This window comes from Pseudomonas sp. C 49-2 (genome assembly GCF_003970195.1).
GTDB lineage: Bacteria > Pseudomonadota > Gammaproteobacteria > Pseudomonadales > Pseudomonadaceae > Aquipseudomonas > Aquipseudomonas canadensis.
In genome coordinates this window covers 1-13,056 of sequence record NZ_RXYG01000032.1, presented here as the reverse complement: position 1 = coordinate 13,056, position 13,056 = coordinate 1, and the positions used below count along the sequence as shown (strand labels likewise).

At 62.9% G+C, this 13,056-nt stretch carries 3 protein-coding genes; all 3 read right to left on the bottom strand.

Features of this window, described 5'->3' with window-relative positions:
- On the bottom strand, positions 1-4,754 hold a 4,754-nt coding region (locus EJ576_RS29505), incomplete at its 3' end, for a non-ribosomal peptide synthetase (RefSeq protein ID WP_126571753.1).
- Between the two features lie 73 nt (positions 4,755-4,827).
- Entirely contained in the window at positions 4,828-12,609 is a 7,782-nt protein-coding gene (locus EJ576_RS29500) for a non-ribosomal peptide synthetase (RefSeq protein WP_126571752.1), read from the bottom strand.
- Between the two features lie 3 nt (positions 12,610-12,612).
- Positions 12,613-13,056, bottom strand: a 444-nt coding sequence (locus EJ576_RS29495) for a phosphopantetheine-binding protein (protein WP_126571751.1), incomplete at its 5' end; no start/stop codon positions are given.

Genomic DNA, 13,056 nt, shown 5'->3' with positions numbered 1-13,056 from the left:
ATCGCCACGCGCACTTCCGGGCCGACGCCACGGGCGATCAAGGCGTGGGCCAGGCGATTGGCCTGGCTGTCCAGCTCACCATAGTTCAGGGTTTGCGCGTCGAATTTGACGGCGATCGCATGCGGATTTTCCCTGGCGCGGTCAGCCACCAACTCATGCACAAGACGCTCGGCCGAGAAGCCTGCATCTGCCTGATTCCACAGTTGAAGAATGTGTTGCTGCTCGTCAAAGTCAAGCAGGTTCAGCTGCGCGATGGTTTGCTGTTGATCGGCAACCATCGCCTGCAACAGGTTCTGCCAATGCCGCGCCATGCGTTCGATGGTCGACGCTTCGAACAGGTCGGTGGCGTACCCCAGCGACGCCCAGAGCCCGTCCGGACTTTGCTGGACATCCAGGTCAAGGTCGAAATGGGCGGTACGCCGGTCCCACTCCAAGCCTTCGATGCGCAACTGCGCCAGCGCCTGGGGTTCATCACCGGTACGACCTTCGGCCTGGAAGTTGAACATCACCTGGAACAGCGGGTTGAGACTCAGGCTACGCTCGGGCTGCAGGGCCTCGACCAGTTGCTCGAACGGCAGGTCCTGGTGCGCCTGGGCTTCCAGCGCGCGCTGCTTGACCTGGGCCAGTAACTGGGCAACGGTGGTCTGCCCATCGATATCGGCCTTGAGCACCTGGGTATTGACGAAAAAGCCGATCAGCCGCTCGGTCTCGACCCGGTTGCGATTGGCGATTGGCACGCCGACCCGAATGTCCTGCTGGCCGCTGTAGCGGTGCAACAAGGTCTGGAACGAGGCCAGCAGCAACATGAACAGGGTCACGCCCTGCGCCTGGGCCAAGGCCTTGAGCTCGGCGGCCAGGGTGGTCGGCAGCGCTACGTCCAGGCGCGCGCCGCGATGGCTCTGTTGTGCCGGGCGCTGGTGGTCGAACGGCAATTCCAGTACGGGTTGTTCACCGCCGAGCAGGTCACGCCAGTAATCGAGTTGGCGGACCTTTTCCCCTGCCTCCATCCAGGTGCGTTGCCACACGGCATAGTCGGCGTACTGGATCGGCATACCCGGCAGGTCTGGCGTCCGGCCCTGGCTGAATGCGGCATACAACTGCACCCACTCATCGACCATCACTTGCATCGACCAACCATCGGACACAATGTGATGCTGCACCAGCACCAACACATGGTCGTCTTCGGCCAGGCGCAGGAGGCTCACGCGCAACAACGGCCCTTCTTGCAAATCGAATGGCCGGGCGATCTCGGCCTCGACCTGGGCCTGTAGGTCGGCCTCGTTGACCTCGCCCAACCTGATCGGCAAGGCGGCATCAGTTCGAATCACTTGCCGCGCGCCCTCCGGCTGCACTTGCACATGGGTGCGCAGGCTTTCATGGCGCGCCACCAGGGCCTCGAAACTGCGTTGCAGCGCCGAGACATCCAAAGCCCCCTTGAGGCGCAAGGCGCTGGGGATATGGTACGCAGCGCTGTCCGGGTCCAACTGCCAGAGAAACCACTGGCGCTCCTGGGCGTAAGACAGCGGCAGTGGGTGTTCGCGGCCGACCGCCAGCAGCGGCGGCGCCTGCTCACCTTCCGGCGCCTCCAGTGCGTGCAAGGTGGCGGCAAAACCTTCAAGGCGCGGTTGCTCGAACAGCAGTTTCAGCGGGACTTCACGCCCCAATGCATGGCGCAGGCGCGACACCACCTGCATCGCCAACAACGAATGCCCGCCCATCTCAAAGAAGTGGTCAGTCAGCCCTACCCGCTCGGCGCCGAGAATATCGGCCCACACTGCGGCGACTTGCTGCTCCAGTTCGGTGACCGGCGCGACCCACACCTGCTGCGATTGGCTGGCATCCGGCTTGGGCAGTGCCTGGCGGTCCAGCTTGCCGTTCGGGTTCAGCGGCATGCGTTCAAGGAAGATCAGGTGCGCAGGCACCATGTAATCCGGTAATTGTTCACGCAGGATCGACTTGAGCGCTTCGGCGTCGTTTTGCTCGGCAACCAAATAAGCAACGAGCTGGTTGTCGGCCGCCAACACCAGCGTCTCACGCACGCCCGCCTGGGCCAGCAACAGCGCTTCGATTTCACCCAGCTCGATGCGGAAACCACGGATTTTCACTTGATGGTCGACCCGGCCGACGTACTCGATTACACCGTCAGCGCGGTAGCGTGCCAGGTCACCGGTACGGTACAGACGCTCGCTGGTCTCACCGAAAGGGTCCGGCACAAAACGTTCAGCCGTCAGCAACGCACGGTTCAGATAGGCACGCGCCAGGCCACAGCGGCTGCCGATATACAACTCGCCCACGGCGCCCAACGGTGCCAGGTTCAGATCGCGATCCAGTACATACAACGCGCGACCTGGCAGCGAGCGGCCAATCGGGCTGGCGGTGGCGCCGATCATTTCGGTGCCCGCCGTGCAGTCCAGCACGCTCGACACCACGGTGGCTTCGGTCGGGCCATAGGTGTTGAGCAAACGCACATGGCCGAGCCCGGCGTTCAACCACTGTGCCGGACCGTCCAGCGGCATGGCTTCGCCGCCGATGTGGATCTGGCGAAGCGCGCCGTAGGAACGCGGGCCGGCGGCCAGGCAGTCGAGCAGGAACAGGTTCCAATAGGCGGTCGGCAAGTCGGCCAGGGTAATGCCCTGGGCGATGATTTCATCGTACAACCGCGCGCTGTCCCACAACTCCGGACCGCGCAGCACCACGGTGGCGCCGTGGGTCAATGCCGGGTACAGCTGCTCGACGAAACCGTCGAAGTTGAGGGTCGCGAATTGAAGCACGCGATCTTCAGGGGTCAACCGCGAATAACCCGCGGCAATGCTAGAAAACTCGGTGAGTGCCGCATGGTTGATCGCCACGCCCTTGGGCTTGCCGGTGGAGCCCGAGGTGTAGATTACGTAGGCCAGGTTTTGCGGCGAGACCGCTACCTGCGGGTCGCGCTCAGGGCACAGCGCCAGGTGCGCATCCGCCAGGTCCAGCGTCGCCATGCCTTCGGGCAATGGCATCGGCACATGGGCCTGGGTCAGCACCAGGCGCACGCCGCTGTCTTCGAGCATATGCAGCAGGCGCTCACGCGGGTATTGCGGGTCCAGCGGCACGTAGGCGCCGCCGGCCTTGAGCACCGCCAGCAGGCTCACCACCATATCGAACGAACGCTCGACCGCTACGCCCACCAACACTTCCGGGCCAATGCCCAGACTGATCAAGTGATGGGCCAGACGATTGGCCTGACGGTTCAGCTCAGCGTAACTGATTGACTGATCGTCCAGGCACAAGGCAACTGCGTCGGGGTGCTGCTGAACCTGGGCTTCAAACAATCCCTGTACACCCACAAGGTCCTCAAACGCCGCCGCGCTGTGGTTCCAGTCTTGCAACAACCGGCGTTGCTCGTCGTCGACCAGCATCGCGAGTTGCGCAATGCGATTGCTGGCGCGCCCGACCACTGAACGCAACAACGTTTGCCAATGCTCAGTCATGCGCTGCACGGTCGCCACGTCGAACAGGTCAGTGGCATAGGTCAGCGACGCCCAAATGCCTTCGGGCGATTCCTGGGTGTCCAGGCTCAGGTCGAACTGCGCACTCAGGCTGTCCCACTCCAAGGCTTCCACCGCCAGCCCCGGCAACTGCTGCTCACCACGTACCCGACGGCCTTCGGTCTGATGGTTGAACATCACTTGGAACAGTGGGTTGTGGCTCAGGCTGCGCTCGGGCTGCAAGGCCTCCACCAACTGTTCGAACGGCAGGTCCTGATGACTCTGGGCCTCCAGCGCACGTTGCTTGACCTGGGCCAGCAACTGACTGAAGGTCATTTGCCCGTCGATGTCGGCCTTGAGTACCTGGGTGTTGACGAAAAAGCCGATCAACCGCTCGGTTTCCGACCGATTGCGGTTGGCAATCGGCACGCCAACGCGGATGTCCGACTGCCCGCTGTAGCGATACAACAGGGCCTGGAACGACGCCAGCAACAACATGAACAGAGTCACGCCTTCGCGCTGGGCCAACGCCTTGAGGCCGGTGACCAGTGCCGCGTCCAGGCCAATGTCCAGGCGCGCACCGCGATAGCTCTGCACGGCCGGACGCGGGTGATCAAGCGGCAACTCCAACACCGGCTGCTCGCCGCCTAACCGCTCGCACCAATAACCGAGCTGACGCTCTTTTTCGCCGGCTTCCATCCAACTGCGCTGCCACAAGGCGTAGTCCGGGTATTGAATCGGCAAGTCCGGCAGGCGCAGGTCTTGGCCCTGGCTGTAGGCGACGTACAACTGCACCAGTTCGTCGACCATCACCTGCATCGACCAACCATCGGAGACGATGTGGTGCAACACCAGCACCAACACGTGATCATCGGGCGCCACCTGCAGCAACTTGACCCGCAGCAGCGGGCCTTGTTGCAGATCAAAGGGCTTGGCGACCTCCGCTTGCACCTGGGCTTCAAGCTGCGCGGCGTCACCCGTTTCGAGGGGGATATCCAGCTGCAATTCAGGCCTGACCACTTGCAGCACCTGGTCAAGATCCTCATGCAAGTAGGTGCGCAGGCTTTCGTGGCGGGCGATCAGGCTGTCGAAGCTGCGTTGCAGGGCCGCCCGGTCAAGACGGCCTTTCAACCGCAGGGCGCGCGGCAGGTGGTAGGCCGGGCTTTGCGGCTCCAATTGCCACAAGAACCACTGCCGCTCCTGGGCATAAGAGAGTCGAAGGGGTTCACCTTCCTGACGCTTGAAAACCGGGGCAATCTCAAACAGGTTGATGCCTTGCTGCTTGAGCATTACCGCCAACGCTTTCTTTTGTTGCGCCGAAAGTGACCCTACCGACTCGATTAATGCTTGCACGCCACGCCCCTCAGGAAATCAATTTATCCAAATCTTCTGCTGATAGACGTTTGAGGGCCTCCAAGGATTTAGCCAATGCGTCCTGCACCGGCGAATTATTTGTTTGCTGGGCGGCGACATGGGCACTGAACTCGGCCAGGGTCGGCGTGGTGAAAATCGATTTGACGTCGAATTCGGCGTGCAACTGCTCGCGCAGGCGCACCACCACCTGGGTTGCCAGCAGGGAATGCCCGCCCAGCTCGAAGAAGTTGTCGTGCAGGCCCACCCGCTCCACGTCCAGCACTTCGGCCCAGATCGCGGCAATCTGTTGCTCCAGTTCGCTGTTCGGGGCGACGTACTCCCGGGCTTGCAGGCTGGCGTCGGCTTTCGGCAGGGCTTTGCGGTCCAGCTTGCCGTTGGGGCTCAGGGGCATCTGCTCCAACACCATCCACTGCGCCGGGACCATGTAGTCCGGCAGCTGTTGCGCCAGATGGGCGCTTAGCACATCGCGCCAGTCGTCATCGGCGTTTTGCAGCACCAGGTAGCCCACCAGGAACTTGCCATCCACCGCCAGTACGGCGGCCTCACGCACCCAGTCGTGTTCCAGCAGGCGCGCTTCGATTTCGCCCAACTCGATGCGCAGGCCACGCAGCTTGACCTGATGGTCGATACGCCCGGCGTACTCGATCACACCGTCTTCGCGGTAACGCGCCAAGTCGCCCGTTCGGTACAGGCGCTCGCCCTTGACGAACGGGTGGGCAACAAAACGCTCGGCAGTCAGTGCTGGACGACGATGGTAACCCCGCGCCAGGCCGATGCCGCCCAGGTACAACTCGCCCAGCACGCCGACCGGCACCGGCTCGAAGTTGCTGTCGAGGATGTAGCACCCGAGATTGGCAATCGGGCGACCAATCGGCACTGCATCGCGGCCTTCATCGACACAGGTCCAGTGGGTCACGTCGATGGCGGCTTCGGTCGGACCATACAGGTTGTAGAGCCCGGCCTGGGGCAGCTTGGCGAAGACCTGCTGCTGGGCGTCCACCGGCAAGGCCTCGCCGCTGCACACGATGCGGTGCAGGGTGTGACAGGTCGCAACCGTCGGGTCTTGCAGGAAGGCCTGCAACATCGACGGCACAAAGTGCAGCGTGGTGACCTGTTCTGTATTGATCAGCTTGATCAACTTGGCCGGATCCCGGTGAGCGCCCGGCGCCGCAACCACCAGGCGTGAGCCAGTCATCAGCGGCCAGAAGAACTCCCACACCGAAACGTCGAAGCTGAACGGGGTCTTTTGCAACACGGTATCGCTCACATCCAGGCCGTAAGCCTCCTGCATCCACTGCAGACGGTTGGCCAGGGCCGAATGACGGTTGCCGGCGCCTTTGGGTTGGCCGGTGGAGCCTGAGGTGTAGATCACATAGGCGAGATTTTCGCCGTTCACCACAATTTCAGGATTGGCGTCGCTGTAGCCTTCGAACGCGGCTTCACCCAGCACCAGGCTATTCAAGCCTTGCGGAATCGGCAGTTGCTCAAGCAGATGCGCCTGGGTCAGCAGCAGTTTCACGCCGCTGTCGTCGAGCATGTACGCCAAGCGATCACGCGGGTATTCCGGGTCCAGCGGCACATAGGCGCCACCGGCCTTAAGCACCGCAAGCAGGCCTACCACCATTTCAATCGAACGCTCTACCGCCAGGCCCACCAGCACGTCCGGGCCCACACCGGCCTCGATCAATCGATGAGCCAGGCGATTGGCACGCCGGTTCAGCTCGTCATAGCTCAAGCGCTGCTCGGCAAACACCAGCGCAGCAGCGTCCGGCGTGCGCGCCACCTGTTGTTCAATCAGTTGATGCACACAGTGCTGTAACGGGTAGTCCTGCGCCGTGGCGTTCCAGTCAACGACCACTTGTTGACGTTCAGCCAGCTCCAACATTGCCAGGTCGCCCAGGCGTTGTTGGTCGCCGTCGAGCATGGCTTGCAGCAGGTTGACCAGGTGGCGGCCATAGGTTTGCACTGTGACTGCGTTGAAATGCGCACGCGCAAAGCTGAATTGCACAGACAGCGTGTCACCGACATCCACCAGCACCGTCAGCGGAAAGTTGGTTTGTTCGCGAGAATCCGGCAGGCCGAAACGGATGCCACTGCCACCGCCCTGCTCCAGGGCCTTGGACACCGGATAGTTTTCAAACACCAGGATGTTGTCGAACAAGGCTTCACCGCCCTGCCCGGCCCAGCGCTGGATATCGTACAGCCCGGTGTGTTCATGCTCACGCAACGCCAGGTTCTGCGCCTGCACCGCTTGCAGCCAGTCGGCCACGGTCTGCTGGGCGTCCACCGCGCAGATCACCGGCAGGGTGTTGATGAACAGCCCGATCTGCTGCTCCACCCCCGCCAACTCTGCCGGGCGCCCGGCCACGGTGGCACCGAAGGACACCACCGGCTGCCCGCTATGGCGCTGCAACAGGACCAGCCACGCCGCCTGGATCAGGGTGTTGAGCGTGACCTTGTGATTGCGCGCGAAGGCTTCAAGCCGTTCAGTCAGTGCGCGATCCAGGCTGAGCTGATGCTCGCCATGCCCGTCCGCCGCCGTCGGCTGGCTGCTGCCCAGGCGCGTGGGTGCTTGCAGAACGCTCAGTTGTTCGCGCCAGAAAGTTTCAGTCGCTGCGGCATCACGCTGCTGCAGCCAGCCGATGTAGTCGCGATAACGCCCGGCCGCTTCAGGCACTGCGACACCGGCATAACGTTGCAGCACTTCTCCGAACAGCCGCGAATTGCTCCACCCATCCATCAAGATGTGATGACTGGTGTAGATCAGTTCATGGCGTTGCTCATCGGTGCGCACCAGCACCAGGCGCACCAGGGGCGCCTTGGCCAGATCGAAGCCCTGGCGGCGCTGGGCCTCCTGAAGGTTCTGCAATTCCAGTTCGCGCTCCGGCATCGCGCGCCAATCGAGGTGTTCGATCGGCAACCGAGCCTCGCGATAGACCACTTGGCACGGCCATTCGAGCTGGCCCTCCCAAAAGAACCCGCTGCGCAGTACATCGTGGGCTTGCACCGTGGCATCCCAAGCTTGCTGGAACCGCGCCACGTCCAGGCCATCGGCCGTCACGCGGATCTGGTTGATGTAGTCGCCGGCAGTCTGTTCATACAGGGTGTGGAACAACATGCCCTGCTGCATCGGCGACAGGGTGTAGATGTCTTCAACGGCATCGGCGACCAACGGCAGGGATTCCAACTGCTGCTGGTTCAGGCGCGACAACGGGAAGTCGGACGCCGTCACGCCGTTGTTGCCAGGCGTGCAGCAGTGTTCAACCAATGCGGTCAGTTCGCGGGTGAAGGCCTGGCTCAAGGCTTCGATCTGCGGCGCGTCGAACATCAGCGGGCTGAAGGTCCAACCCATTTGCAGTTCGCCGCCGTACACCTGGCCGTTGAGGGTCAACCAGTTGCCCAGTGGCGCATCCGGGCTCTGTTCGGCGCCAGCGTGTTCGGAAGCTGGTGTGAACAGGCCGTCCGGCTGGTCAAAGCTGCCGTCGAACTGGCCCAGGTAGTTGAAGGTAATGCGCGGCACCGGCAGCGCGCTGAACGCCTGACGCGTGGCGTCGTCACCCAGGTAACGCAGCGCGCCGAAACCCAGGCCTTTGTCCGGCACGGCACGCAGTTGCTCCTTGACCTGTTTGATCGAGGTGGCCAGGGACTCGGCCGGGGTCAGGCGCACCGGGAACAGGCTGGTGAACCAGCCCAGGGTGCGGGTCAGGTCGATGTCGTCGAACAGGTCTTCACGGCCATGGCCTTCCAGCTGGATCAGGCTGGAGGCTTGCCCGGTCCATTGGCAGATGACGCGTGCCAAGGCGGTCAGCAGCAGATCGTTGATCTGAGTGCGATACGCCGTGGGCGCCTGTTGCAGCAATTGCCGGGTGCGCTCGGCATCCAGTTGGCTGACCACCGTCTGGGCCAGACGGCCGGGACGTGCGCCTTGCGGATCACGGCAGGGCAAATCGGCAGGCACGCCTTGCAGCTGTTGCAGCCAGAAGGCTTTTTCCGGCTCGCTCGATTCGCTGCGGGCATGCGCCTGCAAACGCTCGGCCCAGGCCTTGAACGAAGACGTTTTGGCCGGCAATTTCTGCTGACGATAGAGGCTTTGCAGGTCCTCGAGGAACACCCGCCAGGAGACACCGTCCACCACCAGGTGGTGCATGACCAACAGCAGGCGCTGGGAGCCGTCAGCCATTTCTGCGAGTACCGCACGCAATAATGGGCCTTGTTGCAGGTCGAGGCTGCGCTGGGCGCGCTCGCACAGGGCTTGCAGTTCGGCGGCGTCCTGCACACTGGCCTGCCATAGCAGCGCTGCAGGTTGCGCATCATGCCGCGCAGTCCAGCCTTCGGCTTGCTGGCTGAAACTCAGGCGCAGCACGTCGTGGTGCAGGGTGAGCGCTTGCAGCGCAGCTTCCAATGGCTCGGCCAGCAGAGGCTGGCGTGGCGTCAGCAGCAAGGACTGGTTCCAGTGATGACGGTCCGGCAGGTGCATGTCGAAGAACAGTTGCTGGAACGGCAGCAACGGCGTCGCGCCCTGCACCGGGCCCTGGTCGATCACCTGTGCCGTCTGCAACTGCGCCACGCGGGCCAGGCTGCGCACCGTCTGGTGCTGGAACAGCGCCTTGGCGGTGAAATGGATACCGGCCGCCCGAGCGCGGCTGACCACCTGGATGGAGATGATCGAATCACCACCACGCTCGAAGAAATTGTCGTTCAAACCCACCTGCTCAACGCCCAGCACGTCGGCCCAAATCGCGGCGATCTGTTGCTCCAGCGCACTGTGCGGCGCTTCGTAGTGGTGAGTGGCTTCGGGTTTGGGCAGCGCCTTGCGGTCCAGCTTGCCGTTGGGGCTCAGGGGCATCTGCTCCAGCAGCACCCATTGCGCGGGCACCATGTAGTCCGGCAAGTGCTGGCCGAGATGGACGCCCAGCACGTCACGCCAGTCATCGCTGGCATTTTGCAGCACCAGGTAGCCGACCAGGTATTTACCGTCAACCGCCAGCACGGCGGCCTCACGCACCCAGTCGTGCTCCAGCAGGCGCGCTTCGATTTCACCCAATTCGATGCGCAGGCCACGCAGCTTGACCTGATGGTCGATACGCCCGGCGTACTCGATCACGCCATTGTCGCGGTAGCGCGCCAGGTCGCCGGTGCGGTACAGGCGTTCGCCCTTGACGAACGGGTGAGCGACAAAACGTTCGGCGGTGAGCGCCGGTCGACGGTGGTAACCCCGCGCCAGGCCGATACCGCCCAGGTACAACTCACCCAGCACGCCTACCGGCACCGGTTCGAAGTTGCTGTCGAGGATGTAGCAGCCTAGGTTGGCAATCGGACGGCCGATCGGCACCGCATCGCGGCCTTCGTCCACGCAAGTCCAGTGGGTCACGTCGATGGCCGCTTCAGTCGGGCCGTACAGGTTGAAGAGTCCGGCGTGCGGCAGCTTGGCGAAAACCTGTTGCTGGGCATCCACCGGCAAGGCCTCGCCACTGCACACAATGCGTTGCAGGCTCTGGCAGGTCGACACCGCCGGATCCTGCAGGAAGGCCTGCAACATCGACGGTACAAAGTGCAGCGTGGTGACCTGTTGTTGATTGATCAGGTTGATCAGCTTGGCCGGATCACGGTGATCACCCGGCGCGGCGACCACCAGGCGCGCGCCAGTCATCAGCGGCCAGAAGAATTCCCACACCGACACGTCGAAGCTGAACGGGGTCTTTTGCAGCACGGTATCGCCGGCGTCCAGGCCATAGGCTTCCTGCATCCATTGCAGGCGGTTGAGCAACGCCGAATGACGGTTGCCCGCGCCTTTTGGCTGACCGGTGGAACCTGAGGTGTAGATGACATAGGCCAGGTTTTCGCCGTCCAGGGCAATGCCGGGGTTGGCGTCGCTGTAGCCTGAGTAATCCGACTCACCCAACACCAGGGTTTCCAGGCCTTGGGGAATCGGCAACTGATCACGCAGATGCGCCTGGGTCAGCAGCAGTTTCACGCCACTGTCTTCCAGCATGTACGCCAAGCGATCACGCGGGTATTCCGGGTCCAGCGGCACATAGGCGCCCCCGGCCTTGAGTGCGGCCAGCAAGCCGACCACCATGTCGATGGAGCGCTCCACGGCCAACCCTACCAGCACGTCCGGCCCTACGCCGGCTTCAATCAGGCGATGGGCCAAGCGGTTGGCGCGGCTATTCAGTTCAGCGTAGCTCAGGGACAGGTCGTTGAAGCACAACGCCGGCGCATCTGGCCGTGCCAGCGCCTGGGCTTCGATTAACTGGTGCACCCACTGCCCTTGCGGATAGCCGCGCTCGGTGGCGTTCCATTGATACAGGATGTGCTCGCGCTCATGGGCGTCGAGCGTCGCCAGGTCCTGCAAAGGCAATGCGCTGTTCGCCACCGCGTCACGCAGCAGGCCCAGCCAATGCTCACCCATCCGCGCGACAGTCGCGGCGCTGAACAGGTCGGTGGCATAGGTCAACGAGGCCCAGATGCCCTCGCCGCTTTCCTGGGTATCCAGGCTCAGGTCGAACTGGGCGCTGTGGCTGTCCAACTCCAAGTTGGCCACGCTCAGGCCAGGCAGTTGCTGTCCTGCGGAATGCGAACGGGCCTGATGGTTGAACATCACCTGGAACAGCGGGTTGTGGCTCAGGCTGCGCTCGGGTTGCAGCGCTTCCACCAATTGTTCGAAGGGCAGGTCCTGGTGGGCCTGGGCCTCCAACGCACGGCGCTTGGTGTGCTGCAGCAACTGGGCAAAGCTCATCTGGCCATCGAGGTCGGCCTTGAGTACTTGCGTATTGACGAAGAAGCCAATCAGCGACTCGGTCTCGACGCGGTTGCGGTTGGCAATCGGCACGCCGACGCGAATATCCGGCTGGCCGCTGTAGCGGTACAGAAACGCTTGGAAGGACGCCAGCAACAGCATGAACATCGTCACGCCTTCGCGCTGGGCCAGGGCCTTCAACCCCTCGACCAATGCCGGTTCCAGCGCAATATCCTGACGCGCGCCACGAAAGCTCTGTTGCGCCGGGCGCGGTTGGTCGAACGGCAGTTCCAGCACCGGCTGCGTGCCGCTGAGCAGTTCACGCCAATACGTCAACTGACGGGCCTTCTCCCCCGCTTCCATCCAACTGCGTTGCCATAGCGCGTAGTCGGCGTACTGGATCGGCAGCGGCGCCAAGGCACAGTCTTGCCCCTGGCTGTATGCGGCGTAGAGCTGCATCAGTTCCTGCACCATCACGCCCATCGACCAACCGTCGGAGACGATATGGTGTTGCACCAATACCAGCACGTGCTCCTGGTCACTCAGTGCAAGCAAGCTGACACGCAGCAAAGGCCCCTGCTGCAAATCGAAGGGACGGGCGATTTCAGCTTCTACCGATGCCTTGAGGTTTGCCTCGTCAACCGCGCTTTCGGCGATCTCGATGACAGCCTGTGGGAGTACTGCCTGGGCGCGTTGCTCACCGTCCAGATGCAGACGGGTGCGCAGGCTTTCATGACGTGCCACCAGGGTGTCGAAGCTGCGTTGCAGGGCCGCCTTGTCCAGGCGCCCGCTCAGGCGCAGGGCACCAGGGACGTGATAGGCGGCACTGTCCGGGTCCAACTGCCAGAGAAACCATTGGCGTTCCTGGGCGTAGGACAGCGGCAGGTGCTGGCCGTCCTCGCGGATCGAGGCAATCGGCAGTTGGGCGAAGCTCATGCCCCGGCTTTGCAGGCGTTGGTAAAACTGCTGGCGCTGTTCCAGAGGCAGGCGAAGAAAGCGCGAAACCAGATCGATGTTTGGGTTGGAAAGCATGGGTCAAATCGCCTCTAGTTCGCTCAAAAAGTCACGAAGATCATCAAAATCTTCCGCGCTGCCGGCGCGGAAGGTGGCGGCGGCCTGCACATAGGCGCGCAGCGTTTCGGTCTGGAACACTTCCACCAACGGCACTTCCAGGCCCAGATCGGCCTGGACCCGCGAAGTGATCTGGATCGCTAGCAGGGAATGGCCGCCTACTTCAAAGAAGTTGTCGTTCAGGCCGACCTGCGGCAGGCGCAATATGTCGGCCCAAATCGCCGCGATCTGCTGTTCCAGCTCGGTTTCGGGGGCCACGTAGGCCTGTTGCAGCAGGCTGGCATCCGGTTCGGGCAGGCCCTTACGGTCAAGCTTGCCGTTGGGAGTCAATGGCATCTGCGCCAGGAACATGAAGTGCGCGGGCACCATGTAATCCGGCAGATGGGTTTTCAGCGCACGGCGCAAGGT

Coding starts and splice junctions, on each gene's coding strand:
- EJ576_RS29500 (WP_126571752.1), bottom strand. CDS start 12,609: ATGCTTTCCAACCCAAACATCGATCTGGTTTCGCGCTTTCTTCGCCTG.